Here is a 26,425-nt window from a genome sequence, read left to right as displayed (position 1 = left end):
GGGAACTCTTGCTCGACGCTTCCAACAGGAGCGCCGCCTTTAGGTGCTGATGCTCCCAAATGCTTTGAACACGGCTAGCGGGGACACATACTTCCAATGCACCGTTCCGTCTACGGTGGTACCGTTGGTGCGAGAAGGGGAGGATGAACCTGAAGTTCCTGCCTTCGTCGCGCGATATATATAACCGTTGGCGTTAACTTCCGTACCCTCCGCATAGGCCGTGCGAGCCGCCCAATTGTTGCGGTTTGCTATTCCCGTGGTGGTGCATACCCATCCGATGTAAGCTCCAGGGGAAGGATTGCTGCGATAGAGGATATCTCCTTGACGGTATGCTCCCTCTTGCGGCAGATCGGACACGAAGCCTATGCGCGAGCCTTCGATCTTAATTGCATCATAAGCGATCGGCAGGATCTTAGAGTTTACCTCTTCGTAGATATTTGGTGCTGTTGTCGAATTAGCGCCAAGCGTACAGACGCTTGTATTGATAAAGATCGCATTAAGAGAATGACGAGGGTCTGCTATTACGTTGTTCCGATCGCAGAATGCATCTATGCATTCCAGCATATAGATGTCGCCGCGATAGCCGACTGGAGAATGCTGCTTGGAATTATCCCGGCACAGATTGCGTGAGATATCGATTGTATCGGCATATCTAGCATATATTCCATATCCTCGGAAGCCTGTCACGCTGTTATCGCTAATCGTTACACGGATAGCGTGCGATTGTTGATCGCCTCGAATGGTAATGCCGTGAATGCCGTCCATATTGGATGACTTGTCCCCGTTGCCGTAAAGGGTATTGCCCGTGATCGAGATATCACTTACATATGCTCCGACATAGATTCCCCCAGTCGATTCATCTCCTGGGAATATCATTTCCACTGTATTATTCTGGACGCGAACATTCGAGATGCTCGCGTTAAGATCAGCTCGTCCGGTTATAAAAATACCACAGATAGCCTTCGTCTTAATTACATTGTTGGAAATAAGAATATCGCTGCCGCTAATCGTTAAAGGCTCAACGCCGATCGCTTTGCGCGCGTACACGATATTGCCTGAGATGATGACATCGGAAGTGCTGCAAGCCCCGATAGCAGTCTCTTGCGCAGTTGGCCGCTGTCCGAAGTAGCCTGCGCCTAGAAAGATGTTGTTCTGGATGGTGACGTTGCTTCCTTCAACACCATCGCAGCCGCCATCTCCCCAACGGCGAAACATATTGTTGCATACAACATAGTTCTTGCAATAATCGTAGCTGATCGCGTTGCCGCTGACGCTGTTCGCACCACCCTGCTTCGCAATATCAATACCGCAATTCTCGAACAAGCAGTTCGTGATGAGCACCCCATCGCAATATCGCGTATCAATGGAGCGGTAGCCTGTATAGTAGAAACGAACTTGGTCAAAGGTAACGTTCTGCGATGAGTCGAGTCTTACACCAACATGATAGTTGCTGGAATTCAGGGGCTGATTCTGTTCATTGCCGTCGATGGCGATCCCGCTGACCGTAAGTCCTTCCACAGCACCATTCGAATCGAGGAGCAGGCCAGTTCCTTGAAAGTTGCTGCGTTTCTTCAAGGTACCTACACCTTGCAGCACAGTTCTGCCTTCGGGTAGAAGGATAGGCTTGGACAACATAAATACGCCGCTTGGAATATAGACGGTATCGCCGTTCGCATCGTTCACAGCTTGTTGAATCGCGTTCGAACAATCTGTAACGCCGTCGCCGACTGCCCCATAATCTCGTATATCCAATATTGATAAACTCATATATTGATTCACCTCTCTTTTAGATTATATCTATTCTATGCAACGCTAAAATGAGATGTTCTAGGAGAACCAACTGAAGTGCAGTGGAATATACTGAATTCTTAATGGCTATGCAGAACGGAGCTGAGCAATGTGTTGGTGCGGGAAACGTCCTTAGACGGAGTCTATGTGCTGGAACCGAAGGCATATTCAGATCATCGAGGATTCTTTATGGAAAGCTACCATAAAGATAGACTGCGTGCTCTCGGACTTCCGTATGAATATGTGCAGGATAATCATTCTTTGTCCGTAGAGAGCGGAACAGTTCGCGGCCTTCATTATCAATTGGAGCCGTATGCGCAGACGAAGCTGATTCGAGTGCTTCGCGGCGCGATCTGGGATGTTGCGGTTGATATTCGGCCGGAGTCTCCACAGTGCGGACAATGGGTCGGCGTCATCCTGAGTGAATCGAACAGAAGGCAGTTGTTGATTCCGAAGGGTCACGCGCATGGCTTCTGCACGCTGGTAGCGAATACGGAAGTGTTATATAAGGTAGACAGCTACTATTCGCCGGAGCATGATCGCGGCATTCGATGGGATGATCCGGAGCTGAACATCGATTGGCCGACTCGTGAAGCCGTGTTATCGAATAAGGACAGACAGCTTCCGTTCTGGTCTGAGACAGATATGTTGCGTAACAGAACGCAGCGAAAGACAGGTGATTAATGAGATGAAGCAGCAGGAACGAGTGCTAGTAACAGGAGCCCGAGGACAGCTTGGCCTTGATATGGTGCAAGCGTTAGAAGCCGCGGGTTATACGGTCATAGCTTGCAGCCGCAGTGAGCTGGACATTACCGATATGGAGGAAGTCATGGAGGTAATGGACAGAGAACGACCTGCGGCAGTTATTCACGCAGGCGCGTACACGAAGGTGGATCTGGCAGAGACCGAGCGTGACGAAGTGTATCGTGTGAACGTATACGGCACACGCAATGTGGCGGTCGCATCCCAGCAGATCGGCGCGAAGCTGGTGTACGTAAGTACGGACTATGTGTTTGATGGTCGAACAGGGAAGGCATACGATGAGTTTGCGAAACCGCATCCCATCAACGTATACGGCCGTTCGAAGTGGGAAGGGGAGCAGATGGTGCGCCAGTTCCAGCTGCGCTCGTTTATCGTTCGAACCTCATGGGTATTCTCCAGGAACGGAGACAATTTTGTGAAGACGATGCTCAAGCTCGGCAAAGAGCAGCGGGAGCTTAAGGTCGTGCACGATCAAGTGGGGTGCCCGACATATACTGCAGATTTAGCCGCAGCGATCATAAAGCTGCTCGGTACGGACCGCTACGGAACGTACCACATCACGAACCAGGGTGTATGTTCGTGGCATGAGTTCGCCTGCGCGATTATGGAAGAAGCGGGATATGACGTGCTGGTGCGATCCGCACCGACGTCCCAATTCCCGCGTCCAGCGCGGCGTCCCGCCTATTCAGCGCTCGAAGGAAGAGCGCTGCGGTTGAACGGATTTCCCGCGCTGCGTCATTGGCGTGAAGCGCTTGCGGATTGCATGTCAGAGCTGATGCCGCAGGCATAAAGTGTCCGTGCTAGGAAAGGGAATACTTGACAGAGCGGTCGATTTGACGTACAGTAATGATACGAAATGTAACATTAATCAATTGTTTACTTGAATAGGTATCCCTCCTCCTCCACATAAAGAACGAGAAGCAAGTGGTTACCCCGCTTGCTTCTCGTTCGCCTTTTCCTCTCGCTTTCCTTTCCGTTCTTCCGCTTTATCATTTCCTTTGGCTTTACTAGGTTTAGTGGTCTGGATCGGCACTGGGGCTTCCTTGCGGTCGATAATGCTGCTGCCATTCAATATTCCGCCTTCATGAACGATCAGATATTCGGATTCACAATTGCCGCATACGACGCCGGAAGAGGTGATGGTCAGCCTGCCTCTGCTCTTTAAATCGCCGACCGCTTTACCTGCCACAATAATCTGCTCAGCGGTCATGTTGGAGTGAGCTTCTCCATGTTCCCCGATAACGATAATGCCTTGAGTAATAATTTCACCTTTAAATACACCGTCGATCCGAAGATTGGCAGGGCTGTGTATCGTTCCTTCGATCACCGTGCCATAGCTGATCAATGTATCGATCGTTCCGCTGGATCGAACAGATTTCATCTTTTTCTTCCGTCCAAACATACATCCTTCACCTTCTCTTCCATAAGGGATAGGGAGCCCTGTTACTGCATTCTACGAACGAATCTTCTCTTGAGCTGAAGTGCGCTCCGCCTTCATATAAGGCAGTGGATTGATCGTCTTGCCTTCCTGGATCACTTCAAAATGCAAATGAGCCCCCGTGCTCCGACCGCTGCTGCCTACCTTGCCGATGAGTTCACCTTTCGTCACTGCTTGGCCCTCTTCAACCGTAATCTTGCTTAAGTGCATATACCAAGTATCGAGGCCGCTGGCGTGGCGGATGACGATGTAATTGCCTCTGGAGGCATTGAATTCTGCAGTGACTACTTTGCCGTCTGCCGCGGCATATACAGGATCGCCCACCTCGCCGCCGATGTCGATGCCGGCATGGAAAGAAGCTCGCTTCGTTATCGGATCCTGCCGATAGCCAAAGCTTGATGTGATGCGGCGCGAAGTCGTCGGCCAGATGGACGGCGTGCCGGCTATTAACGTTTGTGCATTGCGAGCTTCGTTTAGCGTCACAGGCATGGAAGCTTCCATAGACCTTAGCATGTCATGGACAGTTTCTAACTCATAGCTGGACTTTTGGGCCAATGATATCAGCTGTTCGTTCGTGACACCGATAGCTTCACCGCCCACGTTGCTGACATTGTTCCAGCCATCGTTTGAAAGAGACGTAATAGGCTCGGTTCCGTCTTGACCTAGATATGTATGAATGAATTGCTCTAACTGTGATTCAAGACCGCTCATTTCGGACACCTTGCTCTTAACCGATTCCGCTTCGGCTGACAGACGAATGATTTCATTTTGAAGGAGATGAATCGCTTTATCTTTATCCTTCACCGTAATATCAAGCGCCAAGCTTTGACTGCTCAGCTTGCCTTCCAGGTCACGAATCTCGCTGGCGGATTTCAGTTGCATGCTCAAGATAAGACCGGAAAGGGACAGCAGGGCTGCTAGCGGTACGGATACGATCAATATTTTGGGAACACTAACCTGACGCACAGCCCGTTCCGGGTCGCGGATGACGAGCAGGGTTAGAGAATTGCTCCACCATCGACGTTTCATACCATCACCTCACCATTTTCATATATGGTCATGCATGGCTCCCTATTGCACTTTATTCCTCATGTAGACAAAACATGACCACCAATCAACAAGCTAGTCGATTACTGCTTAAGGAGTTGGCATAAGAAGCTGTTCATTAACCTGTATTCATATGGATAAAATAGGCTCAAGAGTGGTTGTTAGCAGGCTCGCTCACATAATTAGGAGGACACAGGTCATGATATGGCTTATTGGATTAGTCATCATCTATATGGCGCAATTGCTTGCGATTATTGCATTTGAATATAAGCATCCTTCTAAGACCGTGGCCTGGCTCCTTATCTCGCTCTGTATTCCCTGTATCGGCTTCATTATGTATTACTTTCTGGCTCAGGATTATTCCGCGCGGCGACGCGTGAAAAAGCGTTGGTATATGGAGCAGGTGAAGCAGCAAACGGACAAGCTCTTGGAAGTGACGGAAGCTTCTCAGATGACGAACGCGGAGATGAGACAGCAGCAACGTTTATTCAAGCTCATTGAAGCAATGTCGGATAGTCCGATCACGGGCTGCAATCAGACAAAGGTACTTACGAACGGGCATGACACCTTTGAGGCGATGCTTGCAGCAATTCGCGGGGCGAAGCACCATATCCATCTGGAATTCTATATATTGCGAGATGATGCGATTGGCGTCGTATTTCAGAATCTGCTGATTGATAAGGTGCGCGAGGGTGTTAAGGTACGCGTGATGACGGACGGAGTGGGAAGTATTGAGCTTAGACAGAGATACATCACTCGTTTTAAGGAAGCGGGGGTGGAGTTCCATTGGTTTTTGCCTGTTTGGGTGTCCTTCTTCCGGCGTCGTCTTAATTATCGCAATCATCGTAAAATTCTCGTCGTGGACGGTGAAGTCGGATTCTTGGGCGGGATGAACATTGGCGATGAATATGTCGGCCGCAATGAGAAGACAGGCTTCTGGCGAGACACGCATCTGCAGATCGAGGGGGATTCGGTCTACAGCTTGCAGGCGATCTTTCTTCACGATTGGGCGCTTGCGTCCAGCCAGCGTCTGGATGAGCCGTATTTGTTCCCAAAGCATTTCTGCAGGGGGAAAGAACAGTTGAAGCTAGTGCCGAGCGGCCCAGATACGAGCAGGGATGCGATACAGGAATTGTATTTTGGGATACTAAATTATGCGAAGGAACGAGTGTGGATTGCGACTCCTTATTTTATCCCTGATCCAGGCAACCTGTTAGCGATTAAGTCCGCGGCGCTTAGCGGGATAGATGTGCGAATTATTATTCCGGAGCAATCGGATTCCAAGGTGGTGGATTGGGCCTCCAGATCCTATCTGGAGGAGCTTATGCAGGTTGGCGTAAAGTTTTACGCTTATCAACATGGGTTCATTCATGCCAAAACCGTTGTAATGGATCGCGCATTGGCCTGCGTGGGGACTGCTAATATGGATATGCGCAGCTTCTTTTCGAACTTTGAACTGAATGCTGTGTTGTTTGACGAACAGACAATCGAACGGGTTGAGAGGGACTTTCTGCTGGATTATGAGAACTGCACGCCTATTCTGTACGACGAGTTCATTCAACGCGGTCGAGGGCAGAAGCTGATGGAGGTGCTGTCACGATTGCTGTCGCCGCTGCTATGACTCATTTTTCGAGAGCAGTATGTAGGCTTGTAGAGCTTGCAGGATGATGCATGAATTAATCGGGATTAAGCCAAGTTATAGAAGGATAACATTGCAGGAGGTAGTAGAGATGAAGGCAGAACGTGCGAAGCAGATATATGAGATGAAGGATACGGTGGAAGTGCGGCTGGACGGCGAGCAATCGGTATGGATTGAAAATGTAGACGAAGCTAACGGTATGGCAACTGTTCAGGTAGGTACCAACCCGGTAAATACGCACACCGTAAACGTGGATCGGTTAGTTGAATCACCTTAATCACCCTATTCTATATTGGCCGCTTATTCTGCTTAAAGAGCATGGATGGGCGGCTTTTTTTATAATAAGGAATAGTCCATTATTTGAAAATTGTACGGGTGTTAGGCAGAAGCTTGACCTATGTGGTGCGTGGAGATGCTTGCTTAAATTCATTTGTGATATAATAGATTGTTAGCTGGCTTCATCGAGAGTAAATTCTGGTTGAAGGCTTAATGAAGCGATAATCATTGATTACAGCCCAGGAGGGGATTAGGATGCAAACGGCAAATTATGCTGTTCGCTCCATGAGTGAAGCAGATACGGAACGGCTGGCGGAGCGCATCGCACGTCACTGCGTACCTGGTACGGTCATTGCTCTAGATGGAGACTTAGGCGCGGGTAAGACAAGATTCTCCCAAGCGATGGCGAAAGCGCTAGGAGTTGTCGGAGTGGTGAACAGTCCGACATTCACGATTATTAAGGAATATGAAGGCGAGAGCATGCCTCTTTATCATATGGATGTATACCGCATATCGATGGCCGAAGCGGATGAGCTGGGATTGGACGAGTATTTTTACGGGGATGGCGTGTCTCTTGTGGAATGGTCCAGCATTATTACTCCGCTGCTACCGCCTAAGCATCTGCACTTGTATTTGCAGGTGGAAGGGGAACAGGAGCGAATTATTCGCATGACCGCTTACGGCGAACCCTATGCAACTTGGTTGAATGAATTGAAATGGAGTGGATTGTGAAATGGCGGGGAATGAGGAAGGACTGTGTAACGTAATAGGCATCGACACGTCAACTGCGGTTATGACGACTGCGCTGTTAGAGCAGGGGCGTGTCCTGGCGTCAGAACGATATGATGCGGAACGCAATCATTCGATCAAGCTGGTGCCTTCGATACAGCAGGTGCTTAAGGAGCATCATTGGACTGCCGAGCAGGTGGACGGCATTGCGGTTGGTATTGGACCAGGCTCCTATACAGGCGTGCGGATTGCGGTTACAGCGGCGAAGACGATCGCTTGGGCGTGGAACAAGCCTATTGTCGGCGTTTCGTCTGTAGAGGCGCGTGCTTGGAGCGGGTTAGCGGCTGCGTTATCGTCATTTGACTCGGATGACGTATCAGGCATTCACGGTGGCGCCGAATATCTGGTCTGTCCGATGACAGATGCGCGTCGTGGACAGGTGTTTACAGGTAGTTTCCGCGGACGATTAGCTTCGGGCTCCGCGCTTGCGCAGCCATCGAGCGGTGTGAGCATGCCTATCGGCGCCTGCGAGCGAATACATCCGGATGCGATTCGTCTGTTCAGCGATGTGGCCGCAGAGCTTGCAGAGGAACTGGAGCGCGATAAGGCGCTGCGGGTGCTGTTGGTCGGTGAGACGGGAACGCAGCAGGAGCAGGTTGAGGCGCTCGTTCAGCGGTTCGGGCAGCGCGTGCATGTTGTTCCATGTGAGATGGATGCGGCATGGATCGCGAAATTGGGCGCTGCCGCGCTTGCGAATGGACAAGCGGATGACGTGCATCGCTTGGAGCCGAATTATACGCAGCTTACGGAAGCGGAAGTGAAGCTGAACGCCAAGGAAAAGGCGGCGGCACAGCATAATCATCAGCCTTAAGCCTTTGGGCGGCGATGGGAGGAGGGATGGCAGCGTGCAGCATCATGGAGGTCAGAATACTACGGAATCAAATGGATGTCCTGCAGTTACGTATATACGCGGAATGGAAGTAGCGGATCTCGAGGGTGTGCTCGCAGTCGAGCATGCGTCGTTTACTATGCCGTGGACGAATAATGCATTTCAGAATGAGCTGACCAATAATCTGTTCGCTCGATATATCGTAATCGAACATGAGGGCAGAATTGCGGGGTATGCTGGCATGTGGACCATCGTGGATGAGGCGCATGTAACGAACATTGCGGTCCATCCTGACTTTCGAGGTCGAGGCTGGGGAACATGGCTGCTGCGTGAATTGATCGCGCGCGGTCTTGCGCTAGGCATGGTGAAGATGACGCTGGAGGTCCGGGTCTCGAATACGACAGCACAGCAGTTATACCGGAAGTTTGGCTTTGAACCAAGCGGTGTGCGCAAGAAGTACTACACCGATAATAACGAAGATGCGCTCATTATGTGGTCGGATCTGACCTCTTTATATGACAATAACGAGAATCAAAGCGGGTGAATACAAGTGGACGGTGAACAACAGAAGGTACAAGCAGAGGGATCGGAACTGATAGGCAACGATAGCATTATTATGGCGATTGAGACGAGCTGTGACGAGACATCTGTTGCCATTGTGAAAAATGGTAAGGAAGTACTCTCCAATATGGTATCCAGTCAGATTGATGTACATCGCCGTTTTGGAGGCGTAGTGCCCGAGATCGCTTCGCGCAAGCATGTGGAGACAATAACGGTCATGCTGGAGCAGGCATTGGAAGAAGCGGGATTAACGCTAAGAGATGTTAACGCGATTGCGGTCACACAAGGACCTGGGCTCGTAGGATCGCTGTTGGTTGGGATTATGGCGGCTAAGGCTCTGGCGATGGCAACGGAGCTTCCGTTGATCGGTACGCATCATATTGCGGGGCATATATATGCGAATCGTTTGGTGGCGGATATCCAGTATCCTTGCATGGCGCTGGTCGTATCTGGAGGACATACTGAGCTCGTATATATCGCGAGTGAAGGGCAGTTTGAAGTAATCGGACGCACGCGAGATGATGCGGTTGGCGAAGCGTACGATAAGGTTGCGCGCGCTGTAGGCTTCCCGTATCCGGGCGGTCCGCATATTGATCGCTTGGCGATGGAAGCGGATGAGTCGGTTAATCTGCCCCGCGCGTGGCTGGAGCCAGATTCCTATGATTTCAGCTTCAGCGGGTTGAAGTCGGCGGTGCTCAACGTCGTGAACCAATCGAAGATGCGCGGTGAACTGCCGATGTATGGGGCGATTGCGCGCGGCTTCCAGGAATCCGTCATCGACGTCCTCGTCGAGAAGTCGATGCGCGCGGTGAAGCAGTATGGCGCGAAGCAGCTGCTGCTGTGCGGCGGCGTGGCGGCGAACCGCGGCCTACGCGCGGCGCTTGCCGCGCGATGCGAGGCTGCTCAGCTGCCGCTGCTCATACCGCCGTTTGAATACTGCACGGATAATGCCGCCATGATCGGCGCGGCGGCGCATCTGAAGTGGAAGCACGGCCAATTCACCGAGCTGGACTTCAAGGTGACCCCGCTCTTCACATTGGAGGGCTGGTCCGTTACGAACCAACAATAATAAGTAAGCCCGTCATCTCTATTTATGGAGATGACGGGCTTTTTTGTGATGCTTTCGTAAATGTGCCTAACTATAAAGTCTCATAAGCCAAGCTTCTGTTCATTATCCCTTTTGCTCAGAACGAGATATGTTTGTCTATCGGTGGATCGAACGCTTGAGGAGTCACATAAGTCTCTCAACTGTCATCTGACCATTATCCCATAAACTCAGAACGTGATCTGGCTGAGCGAGAGGGATAATGGGCGAATGAGGATAAAAAGGCAACGTGTGTCGCCATGTTGGAAGTTGTACATTTATAAATTTGCTCTAGCTAGGCTGAATGTGTGGCGTATTAGTTCATCTGTCTATCGGTGGACGAATGATTGAAGAAGCGCATATGTCTTTCAACTGTCGTCTGACCATTATCCCATTACCTCAGAACGTGCTCAGCCTGAGCGAGAGGGATATTAGGCAAAAGAAGATAAAGAGATAGCGTGTGTCGCCATGCAGGAAAGGTGTGCATTTATTAATTTTCTCTAGCTAAGTTGATTATGTGGCGTTTAATACAATTGTCTATCGGTGGATCGAACGATTGAGGAGTCACATATGTTTCTCAGCTGTCATCTGACCATTATCCCATCACCTCAGAACGTGCTCAGCCTGAGCGAGAGGGATATTAGGCAAAAGAAGATAAAGAGATAGTGTGTGTCGCCATGCAGGAAGGGTGTGCATTTATTAATTTTCTCTAGCTAAGTTGATTGTGTGGTGTATTAATTCAATTGTCTATCGGTGGATCGAACGATTGAGGAGTCACATATGTCTCTCAACTGTCATCTGGCCATTATCCCATTACCTCAGAACGTGCTCAGCCTGAGTGAGAGGGATATTAGGCAAAAGAAGATAAAGAGACATGTGTTTCGTCGTGCTGGAAGTTGCGCATTTTAGATTTGGTCTACCGAGCAGATAGTCTGTGCAAGAGCTAACTGGGATTTTCCCCGTTACAGGGTAGAAGGAGGGCACGAAAGAGTGAGATAACGGGGAAAAACCGTCTAACGAGTGCGTGGCATAGAGCGGAGACGGCGCTGCGCATGATCAAACAGGGATTTTCCCCGTTACAGGGTAGAAGGTGGGCACGAAGGAGTGAGATAACGGGAAAAACCGTCTAACGAGCGCCTTGTGTTGGGAAATAGAGAGGAGCAGGCGCAGAATGGTGCGGTGCAGCGTGGTTAAGCAGAGGTTAGGCGATGGTTGGGCGACAAGACTGAGGCGGTATGATGATGCAATAGCGACTATATAATGTGGGCTGTGGGTAATATTTATCCACATATCCAATGGATGGTGTGAATAATGGGGGTGCACGCCTGATGGGGCTGGGGTTTCATTTTTGCGAAACAGGGGATATGTTTTTCAAGAAAAATCTGTGGATAATGTGGACAGTGTGGATAAAACGGTGGATAATGTTGGTTTTGAACTTGGTAAGTCCATGATTACAGGCATAAGTGGTCGTGAAAATGATGGTGTTTGTTCACAGCACATGGTGCATGGTTGTGTATAACTTTTCCAGAATCGAAGCAACTGCGACTGAAACAAAAAAATGAGCCGGTCTCTGCAGCAAACAGAGCCTGGCTCATTTACATTATTCCATACAAGTTTCCCATTCTGCATAAGCTGTTTCTAGCTTGGTGCGTACACTATCGACTTGCTGTTGGATCTCCTGCACACGCAAATAATCGTTATATACGTCAGGCTGCGTAAGCAGCGCCTCTTGTTCCTCCAATATCTGCTCGTATTCGGCAATCTGCTGCTCCAGCTGCTCGGCGCGGCGCTGACGTGCGCGCTCCTCACGCTTGGCTTGCTTGTCCTGCTCATATTGTGATACGCCGGAACGATTGTCACTAGCAGCAGATGGTGAGCTAACAGCTGCTTTACCTGCTGTTGACGAAGATGCGGCTAAGGCCCGCATAGCCTGTTCCTCATCAAGCTCACGCTTCTTCTCCACATAATCGTCATAGTTGCCTAAATAGGACTCTGTTCCTTCAGGCCCGAGCTCCACGATGCGTTCCGCCATCTTGTTCAAGAAGTAACGGTCATGGGAAATGAATAACAGCGTGCCCTCATAATCAATCAACGCGGATTCCAGCACCTCTTTACTGAACAGGTCCAGATGGTTGGTCGGCTCATCGAGAATCAGGACATTGGCCTCCAGCAGCATGAGCTTGGCAAGAGCGACACGAGCCTTCTCACCGCCGCTTAAGCTGCTGACTTTCTTCTGCACATCGTCTCCGCTGAACAAGAAATTGCCCAGCACGGTGCGAATTCTAACCTCATCCATATGAGGATAAGTGCCCCACAGCTCTTCGAGAACCGTCACATTAGGATTGAGATTCGTTTGTTCTTGATCGTAGTAGCCAAGCTTCACATGGGTACCCCATTGAAACGAGCCCTCCGACAGATCGTGGTTGCCGATTAAGGCTTTGAGCAGCGTCGATTTACCAACGCCATTAGGGCCAATCAGCGCAACGATCTCACCACGATCCAGATTCAGATTGGCATGACGGAACAACGGCTGTCCCTGTTCATAGGCAAATGAAGCCTCCTTCACTCGCAGCACATCCTTGCCGCTCTGACGCTGGATGTCGAATGAGAAGTTGGCTCGTTTCATATCGCCTAGAGGTCGATCGATACGCTCCATCTTCTCGAGCGTCTTGCGGCGGCTCTGCGCGCGCTTCGTGGTCGAAGCCCGCACGATATTGCGCCGTACGAAGTCCTCCAGCTTAGCGATCTCGTCCTGCTGTTTCTCGAACTGCTTCATGGCCTGCTCATACTCCGCAGCCTTGAGCTCCATATAGCGTGTGTAGTTCCCTGTATATCGTTTCGCCTGATGACGCTCAATCTCTACAATGGAAGTAACCATCGCATCAAGGAAATATCGGTCATGGGATACGACCAGCACAGCACCTGGGTAAGAACGCAGGTACTGTTCGAGCCAAGTCAATGTGTCGATATCCAAATGGTTGGTCGGCTCGTCCAACAGCAGCAGATCAGGCTGCTGCAGCAGCATGCGGGCAAGGGCGAGGCGAGTCTTCTGACCGCCGCTCAGGGTATTAACGGGCGTTTCGGGATCCGTATCACCGAATCCCATACCATTCAGGATGCCGCGCACCTTCGCTTCCATCGCATAGCCGCCTTGTTCACGGAACCAGTCCGACTTTTCCGCATATCGATGCATCGTTTCTTCATATAAGGCAGCATTATCCGCGAGAGCTGGATCCGCAATCTGATGCTCCAGTTCTCTCAGCTCCTGCTCCGCCTCGATGAAATGAGCAAATACCTCGATCATCACAGCCCAGATCGAGCGATCCGAGTTCAGACCGCTGTTCTGCGCGAGATAGCCGACCCGCGTTTCTTTTGCCTTGAAGACATTGCCCTCATCCGCTTGAAGCTCGCCTGCGATGATCTTCAGCAACGTTGACTTGCCTGCGCCGTTAACTCCAACAAGACCGATACGCTCGCGATCTTGCAGATGAAACGATATATTGTTTAATACGGGAGTAATTCCGTAATGTTTGGAAATGTTATTAATTTGAAGCAGCATTGATATCTCCTCCGTATGGACAAACTATCCTTAGTTTACATGAAAAGTGGAATTAACGCGATGTTGTCAAGCAAATTAGTCCTTGCGGCTGGCAGGAAAGTGTCAACGGTGGTAAACTAGACTTGAAATTGCAGAAAATTCGTGAAAAATGATGTGCAACATATATTAACGTTCGAATTATGCTCATATATGGCGTTCAATCACCTAATATTCGCGATAATGACTAAGCCATCCGCCAAGGAGGTTATCGAGGCATGAATGATGCTTATCAGCAGTCTGATGCTATACGGAAAGTGGATATTCGAGCTCGATGCAAGCAATTGCGCGGAGAGATGGCGGTTCATGATCGCCTAAGATGGAGCGAAGCTGCTTGTGAGTTGGCATGGGAAGGCCTGCAGCATATCCTGCAGAAGGCAGACGGACCGTTAAGAGTGTTTGGATATATGCCGTTCGGTTCAGAATTGGATATTGTGCCGCTCTTGCTAAGACTTCGAGCGGAAGGACATATCATCTATATTCCGCGCACACATGCAAAGGAGCATCGTTTGTCTTGGTATGCGTGGACAGATGAATTGCCCCTTGCTCAAGGCGTATTCGGAATTATGGAGCCTGCTGAGCATGCATTACCGCTATCAGAGCAGGAATGCGAGCTGGCGGATGTCGTGTTCGTTCCTGGACTAGCCTTCGATCGAAGAGGGGGGCGCCTCGGCATGGGGGCAGGGTATTATGACCGCTTCTTGACTAGATGGTTCAACTTGAATACGGATTCACGAACTGCGGCAGCAAATGCAACAATACCGATTTTATGGAGTCTTATATATAAATGGCAGCTGTTGGACGAGATTCCGATGGAGCCGCATGATGTCCCGATTAACGTTATCGTTACGGAGAATGAGCTCATTCGAACGCGGATAGTCGAATCTTGATAGCTCAAGGGGGACATGACGATTAATGGATACAAACGAACGATTGACTCATTTTAATGAACAAGGACGAGCTCGTATGGTGGATGTGACAGATAAGAGTGAAACGAGCCGTACAGCGGTTGCGCGAACAACTGTCCATATGCATCGCGACACGTTAGCTAGAATTAAGCAAGGCCAGATTGCGAAGGGTGATGTGCTCGCCGTTTCGCAAGTAGCAGGCATTATGGCTGCCAAGAATACGTCACAGCTCATTCCGATGTGTCACCCGCTTATGCTCACGGGCATCAATATTACTTTTTACGACGATGACGCAGAGGTATTAACGATAGAGGCAGAAGTGAAGACAACGGGCAAGACCGGCGTTGAGATGGAGGCGCTCACGGCTGTGACTGCCGCGGCATTGACCGTATATGATATGTGCAAGGCAATGCAGAAGGACATGGTTATAGGTCCGACTCAGCTCATTAGCAAATCTGGCGGTAAGCATGGAGACTACTCCATAGCAGCTGATTGAAGATAGGTACTCAATTCGAAGGGAGGAACAGAGATGAATTGGAAAGTGGCGATCTTGACAGCAAGCGACAAAGGCTCGCGCGGGGAACGTGAAGATACAAGTGCACAAGTCATTCGCGAGTTAGTGGAGGAAGAGATAGGCGGAGAAATTATTGAATATCGAATCGTCCCGGATGAAATGAATGACATCTCGGCTTCTCTCATCGAGATGGCGGATTATTTCAGGGCGGATCTTATTCTGACGACTGGCGGTACAGGACTCGCGCCGCGCGATGTTACACCAGAGGCGACGCTTAAGGTTATCGATCGCGTCGTTCCAGGAATGGCGGAGGCTATGCGCGCCGCATCCATGTTGAAGACGAGAAGCGCGATGCTCTCGCGCGGTGTGTGCGGTATTCGCAACCGGACGCTTATCATTAACCTTCCGGGCAGCCCGAAGGGCGTGCATGATAATCTGATGGCGGTCATTGATCAGCTCCCTCACGCGTTAGATGTAGCAAGCGGACGCTTTCATGACCACGATGGATTGATCTGAACTTCAAAAAATTTTTAATAGTTTAGGTATTTTATGGCACTTGGATATGATATGATCTACATTACAGGTAAATATGTCCAATGAAAGGAGAAGATTCGATATGAGCACTATTGGAATCCCAGGCATTATCTTACTTCTCATTCTTGCCCTACTCTTGTTTGGCCCGAATAAGCTTCCAGAATTGGGACGCGCATTTGGCCGTACACTGAAAGAGTTCAAGGCAGGTGCTCGTGACATTATGGGTGATGATGATTCCAGCAGTTCTTCCCGGAAGGAAGTTCATGTGTCTGAATCAGCATCTACTCCAGTTGTCACTCAAATACCTCAAACTATACAATCTAATGAGACATCCCGCCGCCTGCCAGAATAATCAGGTGATGCATCTTGGATTCAGACTGTATCTAATTAGTGCTGATTTAGTCTGACCTCACATTTAGCAAGGAACAGGTTGGTGTTGGTATGCCTCACATTGATGACGATCAGATGTCTATCATTGATCATATTACTGAACTGCGCAAGCGGATCATTTATGTGCTGATTATGCTGGTTGTCGGTCTGGTGGGTGGATTGGTTGCAGCGGATCCTTTATACCAATTCGTCATATCAAGACCGCCGGCGAATGGTTTCCAGTTTCACAGCTTCTCGCTGTGGGATGGAATTGGCATCTATATGAAATTTGCCTTGATCGTCGCGTTTTCCATTTCGCTGCCATTTGCGATGTATCAGCTATGGGCATTCGTAAGTCCTGGATTGAAGCCGAATGAACGCAGAGAAACGCTTAAGTATATTCCATTCGTGTTTGTACTTTTCTTATTAGGTGTCACTTTCGCCTACACGATCGTGCTGCCGATGGCATATCAGTTTACTGCTGGAATCAATCAAGGCTTGAATCTCGAAGAAACGTACGGAATTACACAGTATCTCAACTTCATGTTTAATATTATTCTCCCTTTGGGGATTCTATTTGAGCTTCCGCTTGTCATTATGTTTCTGACGGCTATTCGAATATTGAACCCGATCCGATTGCGCAAGATGCGGAGATTCGCGTATTTTGGCCTCATTGTGCTCGGGGTTACTTTATCGCCGCCGGACTTTATATCTGACTTCCTAGTCTCGATTCCACTGATCATTCTGTATGAGCTCAGTGTGCTTCTCTCTTCCTTCATCTATCGGAAGCAGTTGAAGAAGCAGCAGGAATGGGAAGAAGAATTCGATAGAGGTACTACAACGGCCTCTTGAGCATATACATAGACAAGCCTAGATATGGCGAAGCAGCAATGATTCCAACATGCAAGCTCTGCTCTTGAATCCAGTGAGGATGTGAGAGCAGGGTTTGCATTATTTGTATGACCATAGGATAAAATGGCGGAGGCAGGAGCGTCAGTACAAATTTACATTTAACCACTTGCAAACTGGGTGCAAAATCAGTATCATAATAATTGTTATTAGCACTAGACACTTTCGAGTGCTAATAATATGGCAGACAAGTGTTTATGAACATGACCGCCATAAGGCGATGTGTTCCAACTTATAATTTCATTTGGTCAAAGGAGGCTATTTTTCATGATCAAACCTTTAGGAGAGCGCGTATTGATCGAAGCAATCGCGAAGGAAGAAAAGACCGCTTTCGGTATCGTATTGCCGGATACAGCGAAGGAAAAGCCGCAAGAAGGTAAAGTAGTAGCTGTAGGTAACGGTGTATGGAAGGATGGTCAACGTGTACCTTTGGAAGTTAAAGAAGGCGACGTCGTAATCTTCTCCAAGTATGCTGGCACTGAGATCAAATACGATGGAAAAGAATATTTGATTATGAAAGAAAGCGATATTCACGCTGTAATCGGCTAATATGCGGATGACGCGGAATGAATCTTTCCGCACATAAGAGGTTCCTACATAAGGAACGCAGGACATATAGGTACAAACATTATAACGAATCGATTCAAGGAGGTATTTTTCAATGGCAAAAGAAATTTTGTTCTCTGAAGAAGCTCGCCGTTCCATGCTTCGCGGTGTGGACGCTCTTGCGAACGCAGTTAAAGTAACACTTGGACCTAAGGGCCGCAACGTGGTATTGGAGAAGAAGTTCGGATCTCCGCTCATCACGAATGACGGTGTAACAATCGCGAAGGAAATCGAACTGGAAGATGCATTCGAGAACATGGGTGCTCAGCTCGTTAAAGAAGTTGCTACGAAGACTAACGATGTAGCTGGTGACGGTACAACTACTGCTACAGTTCTGGCTCAAGCGATGATTCGCGAAGGCTTGAAGAACGTAACTGCAGGCGCTAACCCTATGGTTGTTCGCAAAGGTATCGACAAAGCGGTTCGCGCTGCTGTAGCTGAACTTCAAGAGATCGCTAAGCATGTGGAAGATTCCCAAAGCATCGCTCAAGTTGCTTCCATCTCTGCTGCTGATGAAGAAGTTGGCGCATTGATCGCAGAAGCAATGGAGAAAGTCGGCAAGGATGGCGTTATCACTGTCGAAGAATCCAAAGGCTTCAACACTGAGCTTGAAGTGGTTGAAGGTATGCAATTCGACCGCGGTTATGTATCTCCATACATGATCACGGACACTGACAAGATGGAAGCTGTTCTCGACAACGCTTATATCTTGATCACGGACAAGAAGGTCTCCAACATTCAAGAGATCCTTCCTGTACTTGAGAAAGTCGTTCAACAAGGCAAGCAATTGCTGATCATTGCTGAAGATGTTGAAGGCGAAGCACAAGCTACATTGATCGTGAACAAGCTTCGCGGCACATTCACTTGCGTAGCTGTTAAAGCTCCAGGCTTCGGCGATCGCCGCAAAGCTATGCTGCAAGATATCGCTGCATTGACTGGCGGTCAAGTGATCACGGAAGAGCTCGGCCTTGAATTGAAATCGACTACGATCGATCAATTGGGTACTGCTCGTCAGATCCGCGTTACAAAAGAAAACACAATCATCGTTGACGGCGCTGGCGCTAAAGAAGATATCAATGCTCGCATCAAGCAAATCCGTACACAACTCGATGATACAACTTCCGAGTTCGACAAAGAGAAGCTGCAAGAGCGTCTAGCTAAATTGGCAGGCGGCGTAGCAGTAATCAAAGTTGGCGCGGCTACTGAAACTGAATTGAAAGAGCGCAAACTGCGCATCGAAGATGCTCTGAACGCAACTCGTGCAGCAGTTGAAGAAGGTATCGTTGCAGGCGGCGGTACAGCTCTTATTAACGTATATGGTGCGGTTAAAGCTGTTGCTGCAGCTTCCACTGATGAGCAAACAGGCGTGAACATCGTGCTGAAGGCTCTTGAAGCTCCAATCCGCACAATCGCTGACAATGCTGGCCAAGAAGGCTCCGTTATCGTTGAGCGCTTGAAAGGCGAAAAATTTGGCGTAGGCTATAACGCTGCTACTGGCGAGTGGGTTAACATGATCGAAGCCGGTATCGTTGACCCTGCGAAAGTAACTCGTTACGCATTGCAAAATGCAGCATCCGTTGCAGCAATGTTCCTGACGACTGAAGCGGTAATCGCTGATAAGCCAGAGAAGAACGCTCCTGCAATGCCTGATATGGGCGGCATGGGTGGAATGGGCGGTATGATGTAATAAGGGGCTAGAACCCTTACTATATCAAGTTGTTTGGGGTTAGGGGATCTAGCCATCCCCTTTTCATCCCCTGCAAGTTGAGGAATGTGTTAGGAAGAGAGGTTTCTCATGAGTTCATTGAACTTACGGGAGGTCTCTTTTTTGCATGGCTCTGTTAAATTCTAATGTTGATATTAAGTGAAAAAAATAGAACTTCCATAAAAATGAAAGTTGTATTTTTATTATTTGCTTGTTGAACTAACGCATCCGATAGTTTAAGTGTATAAATTCACAACTATTTGTCAGCTTAGAGCTATCCAATTTTAGTTAGAGTATAGTTTTAATAGTTCTTGTATTGGTAAACTATTTGTATTGTTCATCTCAACAAAATATTCTAATTGCCATTTCTGTGTTTCGATAGCTTGTTTGCTAGTGGGATTTTCCCATCTAGGGTAAACTCTAATTGCCATTTTTCCTTTTGTAGTCGCTGTTTTAAGAATATTTTGTTTTACAAGTACCTCTTTTGGAAAAACGAATTGTCCAAAATTATTATTTCTAGTAAAAGTATTGATAACCAATAAATCAGTAGCCTTTTCATATGAAAAGGCTTGGTTTTTATTATCCCCATCTTTTTCCCAAAAAGCAACAAACTGTCCTATCTTGGTTGGTGTTATTTTTGCGACTCTAAATCTAATCGATTTTGAGTTTAGCTGAAATATGCCAGCCCCATAATCTGAATTTTGAGCTTCTTCTCGGACAGCTTTTATGGTTAAATGATTGGGTTCATAAAACATTTTATTTACATATGTTAACGCATTATAAAATTCATTCACTGCTTTGCACCCCTTATCTTGTATACCACTAATTCCAACGCCTTTCAAATCAATATTATCTTAATTTGAATGCAATACCCAAATAAAGCTCTTGAACTAAACTGCTCCGTTAGTTCCTGTAAATCAATTTTCAACAACAAACATTAACAAAGCCTTTTGCATAATGATTGCGTTAAGTTAATGTAACGCTGACCCGCACGTCCGGATATGTAAGAGGCCCATGCAATTACGCATGGGCTTTGTTTATTCTCAAACATTTAATTTCCTATAATCGCTTGGGGTTATACCCGTACTATTCTTAAATATACGATAAAAATACGAGCTGCTAGTGAAGCCTGTTTTTTCAGCAATATCAACAATGGTGGATTCAGTAGTCTTCAGCAGCTCTTTGGCTTTATTCAACCGCATTTCGCTAATGATATCAGGAAGAGCATTGGTAGTTAATTGTTTATATAACCGGCTCAAATAAATGGGAGACATCGAGAACTCCTCTGCAATTGAATTTATGCTCAGGTTGGAATCGCTATAGTCTCGCTCAATAATCTCATGTATCTTTCTAATGAGATCTTCTTGTTTGGTGCTTCGCTTCTCTTCGAGCTTTTGACTAATTTCTTCAAATATCTTGAAATAGGGAGTGTTGATTTCTTCCATGGTTTCAACATGATTCGGCAGTAAGAACGTTGTATCGAATTCGGGTAACGTTAAGATCGCATTGTTCTTTTTTAATGCTCGCAATACGTTATTAACGGTAAGTGCTAAATGCGATATGACAAGTTGAACAACGGTAAAAGAATATTCTGATATTTCTCCTACGATATCGATATAAATGCTGCGGGCCTTATCCACATTTCCTGACATCAAGGATTCAATGAACTGTTTTTCCTTGTGAACGGGAAACACATACTCTTTGGATTTTAAGCGCATAATGTCATCCGAAAAGAGGATACTGCTGTGTCCTTTGAATAATCGATGGTAAGAAGCCTCAAGTACTTGCTTGTAAACTGAAATGCATTGCTCGATTGATTCCATCACAGGACTAAATGTAAATGAGACGGATAATTTTAAATGTTTGCTGATTGACAATTGCATATGCTTTGCCATCTCAATCAGTGAATCCTGTTCCATGTTATAAAGCGGATCATGGAAGTTGAGCAGAAGTAAAAGACTGTCATCCCCCATATCAATGGCTTCGATTTGAAAGATCGGCGAGGCAATTTCCGTGCAAACGTTCATTATGCCGTATTTGAGCAATTTGATATCATCTTTGTATTTCTCGAGAACGAAGGGGAACTCATCAATCCTAATCAAAGCAATCCGTGATTTACTATTAACCATAAGCCCTGAATTGAAGTGTTGTAATTTTTGTTGCAATACCTCAGCATTATTCGTTTCTCTCCCCAAGATCGTATTTCTCAGGAAATCCTGCTTGAGAATATGTAGATGATTACGTCTTTCTGTTTCCAGATCCTTAAACTTGCGTATGACTTTGTCAATTGGGCGATATACACGATGGAATAATGTTAACGAAAACAATAAGCCTAAGAGAAGAATGCCAAGACAGATAATGAGTGTCCGATACCTCATATCACTTATCTCTTGAGTAATATGGCTATAAGGGGTAATGCGAACATATCTCCATCCTAATGGATCGGGAGAAGTGTACGTTATTAAAGATCTAACTTCATCTACTGTGTCTACAAAATAGGCAGAGTGTGAATTATCCTGAATAATCTTCTGTATGTAGGGTTTATCGGACATGTCCGTTAGCATCGCTTGCGTGTCATTACTGGAGTACAATATTCCATCCTGATTAATGATAAACGTGTTATTCTCCGATATCTCTTTCTCCGATTTATCCATTCGCAGGCCTAACCATGATGCCGAGATATTGACAACGACCGCTGTATTTAAATCGTTATTATCATCAATGATGCTGTAACACAAGTAAGTGTAGCTTGACACTGGAGTGGTCTCAACCGAACCGATGTTATAAGTTCTGGGAATCGGCTGGAAGGGGCGATGATCTTTGAAATTCTTAAAAAGGTCTAGAATTCCATCATCATCAAGATCGGACTTCGGTTGAAGTCCGTTTCGTGCATTATTGGAACTAATATAGAACTGATTGGATTTCGCATTATATACATAAATGGATTCAATGAATGGCAAGGATGCGCGATAGTTATCCAGCTGCTGCTGTGCAAAAATGACATCATAGATATTCAAGTTCGGATAATACAACAATTTGGATACTGCAGAGTCACGGTAAATCTGGGAGGACAGTGAGGTAACAGTCTCTGTCATATTAGATAATTCTGTTTTAATTTGATTCAGACTATTAGAATCGGAACGATAAACTTGTTTAAGCGCGATGCTTTCGAAATTTATATATAGAATAGATGAGGTTATCAAGAGTGTACCAATAACACATGCGATTAAGCCAAACAGTATTCGGATATATACTTTTTTATGCTCTCTGGACCACTGTTTCAACATGTTTGAAACCCCTTTCATGGATGATATGAGTATACTCGATCAGTTGTATGCTTTCAATTCAATTCGTGTTTAAATAATCCATAATAGGTTAAATGTAGTAAATATTCACGAAAGTACTTAAAGTTCACACTCTGAAAGTACTGAATTTACAGCTATGTGCGACAAGGTTCAGTATCTTATCGAATTAGCTTCCTCTATGATTTGGATGTAATGATCCACAGTGATTCTATTCAGGAGGTGGTCAGATTTGCTTAAGAAGAAAGGCTTTTTATATGAATTAAATAAAAATAAAATCATGTTTTTGATGATAGCACCGACACTGCTTTTTTTCTTAATTAATTCTTATTTTCCAATGGTCGGCATCTATTACGCATTCACAAGTTATGATTTTGTTGGTGGGCTATTCGGCAGTCCCTTTGTAGGACTGGACAATTTTAAGTTTCTATCCCAGTCAGGGATTTTGTGGAAACTTACCTTTAATACGATTGGTTATAATTTGGTGTTTATTGTACTAGGTAATGCGATATCGATCTTTGCAGCGATTCTGATTAGCGAAATTAGAGGTAAGCTATTCAAAAAGCTAACGCAATCCATTATGTTTCTGCCCTATTTCATGTCATTCGTACTGATCAGCGTACTGGCGTATAACATGTTTAATTTTGAATCCGGCTTCGTGAATCAGATGATGAAATCGTTCGGATTCGATCCAGTAGACATATACAATACACCATGGCTCTGGCCAATTCTGATTACAGTATTTTATATATGGAAAAATCTAGGTTATTCTATGGTCATTTATCTTGCAACCATCATGGGAATCAGCGATGAGTATTACGAAGCTGCCAAAATTGATGGTGCAAATATTTTTCAACGAATCTGGCATATTACCGTGCCTATGCTGAAGCCAACATTTATCATTCTGCTCTTATTTGCACTCGGAAGCATTATGAAAGGTCAATTCGATCTGTTCTATCAGCTTGTCGGGAACAACGGAATGCTCTTCAACGTTACGGATATTATCGATACTTACGTTTATCGATCTTTGAAAGTTAATTTTGATATTGGTATGGCAACTGCTGCTGGCTTGTATCAGTCTATCTTCGGATTTGTATTGATTATGACAGTGAATTATATCATCAAGAAAATTAATGAAGATTATGCATTGTTCTAAAATGGGGAGGAGGGGTTACATTGGATGACAACATTCTAAGTTCTAGAGTTTTCCGGATGATGGCTTACCTGATCATTACGATTTTTTCTCTGCTCTGTCTCTTTCCTTTCATTCTGATCATTTCAGGCTCATTGACAGCCAATGAATCCATTATTCGCGACGGCTTTCACTTGATTCCTAAAGTGTTCTCGCTCGAAGGTTATCAAATGGTGTTTATCTTTCCAACTCAACTCATCAAGGCATATAGTGTCACGATCATTGTAACTGTGGTTGGAACGCTGTTGGGTTTGTTTCTTATTACGATGGCAGGTTATGTTCTGCAGAGGAAAGATTTCAAGTATCGCAATAAATTAGCCTTCTTCATTTATTTCACAACGCTGTTTGGAGGGGGGCTCGTACCCTGGTACATCATGTTGACCAAATACTTTAGACTGACAGACACCTATGCCGTACTGATATTACCTGGTCTTATGACACCTTTTCTCGTTATTTTAATGAAAAACTTTATCAAATCAGCGGTTCCGGAAGAATTAATCGAATCAGCCAAAATCGATGGCGCGAACGACTTTAGGATCTACTACAGTGTCGTGCTGAAGCTTGCTATGCCTGGAATAGCGACTGTCGGTCTGTTCCTTGCTCTGACGTACTGGAACGACTGGTTCATGTCTTCCTTGTTCATTAATGACGCTAGCATGTATCAGCTTCAATATTACTTGTACAATACGATCAATACCATGTTGTTCATTTCTCAAATGGCTTCTGGAACAGGGGTAACCATAGGGCGTGAAATTCCGACAGAATCGACCAAGATGGCGATGGCAATCGTCGTAACAGGACCCATTATTTTCTTATATCCATTCGTGCAGCGATATTTTGTGAAGGGATTAACGATTGGTGCGGTGAAAGGTTAGTACCGAAAGCAAACGCAAGAAACTCGTATGCGATCGGCTGACATATAGCAATTTATAAAGGAGGATTTACATGAAAAAAGGGAAAAAGATCATATCATCAGTCTTAACCTTGATATTCTTACTCACAATGGTCATGACTGGATGCAGTAACACTGCGAAGGAAACGGGGTCAACACCACAAGCAACTGACACAAAAAAACCTGAAGGCACCTCATCTCCTGAACCGCAGAAGCCAGGTGGAATCGACACATCCAAGAGAGTGGAGCTTCAGTTCTATATGCTGGGCGATGCCCCAAAGGATTTAAAGATCATTGAAGAGGAAATTAACAAGCTGGCTTTAGCAGATTTGAATGCAACCGTCAAATTCAACTTCACAACCTGGACAGACTATGATCAAAAATACAAGCTCCTGTTGTCCTCAGGGCAGCCGATTGACCTGATCTTTACGGCAGAATGGGTGAATTACCAGTCATATGCGAAGAAAGGGGCTTTCCTTCCGCTAGATGAACTCTTGCCGAAGGCTGCTCCTAAGCTGCAAGCATTTGTACCGCAGGATATGTGGGAAGCAGTCAAGATTGACAAGAAAATTTACACAGTTCCAGCTATCTGGAAGGAGTATGTAAATGAAGGTATTGCCTATCGGGAAGATTTGCGCAAAAAGTACAATTTGCCAAAGCCGGAATCACTCGAAACCCTAGAGCAGTATTTGGATGGCATACGCAAGAATGAACCGGATATGATGCCTCTGGCGGATACTGAGGTCAGTCATACAGATCCCGTCCGTCAAATGACATCTAAAACAGTGAATTCCAACGATAAAGTTCCATATGGGCTTAACATCATGTATGACAATCCAAGAGACGTAACCTCCTATTGGGGCTCTCCGCAGCATTTGGAAGATTTAAAAATGTACAAGAGATGGTCAGAAAAAGGGTTCTTGCCGAAGAATATGCTGAACATGAAAGACAGTGGTCATGATGTATTTGCCAGCGGTAAAGGCGCAGCAATCTTAGGAAGTGAGAATCCAAACCGCTATGGTGATTCTGTTGTCAAAGTGAAATCACTGCACCCGGATTGGGAGTTAGGTTATTCCCCATATCCAAATATAAAAGGGTTCTCTTCACCCGTTCACCCGATTCATAATGGCTTTGCAATCCCACGCAGCAGCGAAAATCCAGAAAGAGCGCTTGCTTTCTATGAGAAAATGGTCACTGATAAACGCTACAATTGGCTGACACAATACGGTATCGAAGGCAAGCATTTTGAAGTTGAGGATGGTAAATATTATAAAATGCTTGGTGATGCCCAAACAAATGGTTTCCCAAGAGAAGGCATGAATGGCTGGGCATGGAGAAATCCGGAGATCATGTTGTTTGATAAGAGCTTTGATGTTGTGCTAGACATGTTCAGTGAATTTGATAAGATAGCAAAGCCGAACATATTCCAGGGCTTCCCAGAGGATTGGACGCCTTATCAAGCGGAGAAGGCAGCCGTTCTACAAGTTGAAAAGCAATACTTGTATCCACTCAATGTTGGTATTGTAGATGATGTTGAAGGCGGCCTGAAGTTATTTATGGAAAAGGCCAAACAAGCTGGTCTCGATAAAATTCAAGAGGAATACAAGAAGCAATGGTTGCAGTATTTGGATGATTCAAATATTAAGTAAGCCAGTTTAGCGTATTACTCAGAGAGGACAACAGGAC

Annotated in this window: 24 protein-coding genes; 18 read left to right on the top strand and 6 right to left on the bottom strand. The window is 46.4% G+C overall.

Annotation, left to right across the window (positions count from 1 at the left end; all coding sequences use genetic code 11):
• Positions 1-39: 39 nt before the first annotated feature.
• Positions 40-1,767, bottom strand: coding sequence for a glycosyl hydrolase family 28-related protein (locus AC3WTP_RS17105; RefSeq protein WP_492395840.1), 1,728 nt, complete (start codon positions 1,765-1,767; stop codon positions 40-42).
• Positions 1,768-1,899: 132 nt separating this feature from the next.
• Here AC3WTP_RS17105 and rfbC point away from each other — a divergent pair, with 132 nt between their 5' ends.
• Both rfbC and rfbD read left to right on the top strand, forming a co-directional pair.
• On the top strand, positions 1,900-2,472 hold the full coding sequence (gene rfbC, locus AC3WTP_RS17100) for a dTDP-4-dehydrorhamnose 3,5-epimerase (protein WP_492395839.1): 573 nt from the start codon (positions 1,900-1,902) through the stop codon (positions 2,470-2,472).
• Between the two features lie 4 nt (positions 2,473-2,476).
• The gene (gene rfbD / locus AC3WTP_RS17095) at positions 2,477-3,340 is read left to right on the top strand and encodes a dTDP-4-dehydrorhamnose reductase (RefSeq protein ID WP_492395838.1); all 864 of its coding nucleotides are present in this window, start codon (positions 2,477-2,479) and stop codon (positions 3,338-3,340) included.
• A 138-nt stretch (positions 3,341-3,478) separates the two neighbouring features.
• On the opposite strand, the gene AC3WTP_RS17090 is transcribed toward rfbD, so the two are convergent.
• Positions 3,479-3,952 (bottom strand): bactofilin family protein, encoded by a 474-nt coding sequence (locus tag AC3WTP_RS17090; RefSeq protein WP_492395837.1) that lies wholly within the window; start codon positions 3,950-3,952, stop codon positions 3,479-3,481.
• A 51-nt stretch (positions 3,953-4,003) separates the two neighbouring features.
• A complete protein-coding gene (locus tag AC3WTP_RS17085; protein ID WP_492395836.1) occupies positions 4,004-5,017 on the bottom strand; it encodes a M23 family metallopeptidase in 1,014 nt (337 codons plus the stop codon).
• A gap of 217 nt (positions 5,018-5,234) precedes the next feature.
• Between AC3WTP_RS17085 and cls the strand changes: the two genes are divergently transcribed.
• The 6 genes from cls (at position 5,235) to tsaD (ending at position 10,198) form a co-directional block, all read left to right on the top strand.
• Positions 5,235-6,656: a cardiolipin synthase gene (cls, locus tag AC3WTP_RS17080; protein ID WP_492395835.1), complete on the top strand. Its 1,422-nt coding sequence runs from the start codon at positions 5,235-5,237 to the stop codon at positions 6,654-6,656.
• 109 nt (positions 6,657-6,765) lie between these two features.
• The gene (locus AC3WTP_RS17075; protein ID WP_492395834.1) at positions 6,766-6,951 is read left to right on the top strand and encodes an H-type small acid-soluble spore protein; all 186 of its coding nucleotides are present in this window, start codon (positions 6,766-6,768) and stop codon (positions 6,949-6,951) included.
• A 254-nt stretch (positions 6,952-7,205) separates the two neighbouring features.
• Positions 7,206-7,682 carry a tRNA (adenosine(37)-N6)-threonylcarbamoyltransferase complex ATPase subunit type 1 TsaE gene (gene tsaE, locus AC3WTP_RS17070; RefSeq protein ID WP_492395833.1) on the top strand — a complete coding sequence of 159 codons (477 nt, stop codon included), beginning with the start codon at positions 7,206-7,208 and terminating at the stop codon, positions 7,680-7,682.
• Between the two features lies 1 nt (position 7,683).
• Entirely contained in the window at positions 7,684-8,550 is an 867-nt protein-coding gene (gene tsaB, locus AC3WTP_RS17065) for a tRNA (adenosine(37)-N6)-threonylcarbamoyltransferase complex dimerization subunit type 1 TsaB (RefSeq protein WP_492395832.1), read from the top strand.
• A gap of 103 nt (positions 8,551-8,653) precedes the next feature.
• Positions 8,654-9,112, top strand: coding sequence for a ribosomal protein S18-alanine N-acetyltransferase (rimI, locus tag AC3WTP_RS17060; RefSeq protein WP_492395889.1), 459 nt, complete (start codon positions 8,654-8,656; stop codon positions 9,110-9,112).
• Positions 9,113-9,184: 72 nt separating this feature from the next.
• A complete protein-coding gene (tsaD, locus tag AC3WTP_RS17055) occupies positions 9,185-10,198 on the top strand; it encodes a tRNA (adenosine(37)-N6)-threonylcarbamoyltransferase complex transferase subunit TsaD (RefSeq protein ID WP_492395888.1) in 1,014 nt (337 codons plus the stop codon).
• A 1,615-nt stretch (positions 10,199-11,813) separates the two neighbouring features.
• Here the strand turns inward: tsaD and AC3WTP_RS17050 are convergent.
• Positions 11,814-13,772, bottom strand: a complete 1,959-nt coding sequence (locus AC3WTP_RS17050; protein ID WP_492395831.1) for an ABC-F family ATP-binding cassette domain-containing protein — start codon at positions 13,770-13,772, stop codon at positions 11,814-11,816.
• Between the two features lie 254 nt (positions 13,773-14,026).
• On the opposite strand from AC3WTP_RS17050, the gene AC3WTP_RS17045 reads away from it, so the two are divergent.
• The 7 genes from AC3WTP_RS17045 to groL all read left to right on the top strand — a co-directional run bounded on the left by AC3WTP_RS17045 (position 14,027) and on the right by groL (position 19,335).
• Entirely contained in the window at positions 14,027-14,698 is a 672-nt protein-coding gene (locus AC3WTP_RS17045; protein WP_492395830.1) for a 5-formyltetrahydrofolate cyclo-ligase, read from the top strand.
• Positions 14,699-14,723: 25 nt separating this feature from the next.
• A complete protein-coding gene (moaC, locus tag AC3WTP_RS17040) occupies positions 14,724-15,212 on the top strand; it encodes a cyclic pyranopterin monophosphate synthase MoaC (RefSeq protein ID WP_492395829.1) in 489 nt (162 codons plus the stop codon).
• Positions 15,213-15,245: 33 nt separating this feature from the next.
• A complete protein-coding gene (locus tag AC3WTP_RS17035; RefSeq protein ID WP_492395828.1) occupies positions 15,246-15,746 on the top strand; it encodes a MogA/MoaB family molybdenum cofactor biosynthesis protein in 501 nt (166 codons plus the stop codon).
• Between the two features lie 100 nt (positions 15,747-15,846).
• Positions 15,847-16,116: a twin-arginine translocase TatA/TatE family subunit gene (tatA, locus tag AC3WTP_RS17030; RefSeq protein WP_492395827.1), complete on the top strand. Its 270-nt coding sequence runs from the start codon at positions 15,847-15,849 to the stop codon at positions 16,114-16,116.
• A gap of 89 nt (positions 16,117-16,205) precedes the next feature.
• Entirely contained in the window at positions 16,206-16,985 is a 780-nt protein-coding gene (gene tatC, locus AC3WTP_RS17025) for a twin-arginine translocase subunit TatC (RefSeq protein WP_492395826.1), read from the top strand.
• Positions 16,986-17,309: 324 nt separating this feature from the next.
• On the top strand, positions 17,310-17,591 hold the full coding sequence (gene groES, locus AC3WTP_RS17020) for a co-chaperone GroES (RefSeq protein ID WP_458567435.1): 282 nt from the start codon (positions 17,310-17,312) through the stop codon (positions 17,589-17,591).
• 112 nt (positions 17,592-17,703) lie between these two features.
• The gene (gene groL / locus AC3WTP_RS17015; RefSeq protein WP_492395825.1) at positions 17,704-19,335 is read left to right on the top strand and encodes a chaperonin GroEL; all 1,632 of its coding nucleotides are present in this window, start codon (positions 17,704-17,706) and stop codon (positions 19,333-19,335) included.
• 302 nt (positions 19,336-19,637) lie between these two features.
• On the opposite strand, the gene AC3WTP_RS17010 is transcribed toward groL, so the two are convergent.
• Positions 19,638-20,147 carry a MepB family protein gene (locus AC3WTP_RS17010; RefSeq protein WP_492395824.1) on the bottom strand — a complete coding sequence of 170 codons (510 nt, stop codon included), beginning with the start codon at positions 20,145-20,147 and terminating at the stop codon, positions 19,638-19,640.
• Positions 20,148-20,396: 249 nt separating this feature from the next.
• A complete protein-coding gene (locus AC3WTP_RS17005; protein WP_492395823.1) occupies positions 20,397-22,640 on the bottom strand; it encodes an AraC family transcriptional regulator in 2,244 nt (747 codons plus the stop codon).
• 295 nt (positions 22,641-22,935) lie between these two features.
• Between AC3WTP_RS17005 and AC3WTP_RS17000 the strand changes: the two genes are divergently transcribed.
• The 3 genes from AC3WTP_RS17000 (at position 22,936) to AC3WTP_RS16990 (ending at position 26,388) form a co-directional block, all read left to right on the top strand.
• Entirely contained in the window at positions 22,936-23,811 is an 876-nt protein-coding gene (locus AC3WTP_RS17000; protein ID WP_492395887.1) for an ABC transporter permease, read from the top strand.
• Between the two features lie 56 nt (positions 23,812-23,867).
• Positions 23,868-24,722 (top strand): carbohydrate ABC transporter permease, encoded by an 855-nt coding sequence (locus AC3WTP_RS16995; protein WP_492395886.1) that lies wholly within the window; start codon positions 23,868-23,870, stop codon positions 24,720-24,722.
• Positions 24,723-24,792: 70 nt separating this feature from the next.
• Positions 24,793-26,388 (top strand): extracellular solute-binding protein, encoded by a 1,596-nt coding sequence (locus AC3WTP_RS16990; RefSeq protein WP_492395822.1) that lies wholly within the window; start codon positions 24,793-24,795, stop codon positions 26,386-26,388.
• Positions 26,389-26,425 lie beyond the last annotated feature (37 nt).

This window comes from Paenibacillus sp. EB106-04-04-XG159, from assembly GCF_058791835.1.
The sequence above is the reverse complement of the archived record's forward strand: the minus strand, read 5'-3'. Positions and strand labels throughout refer to the sequence as shown.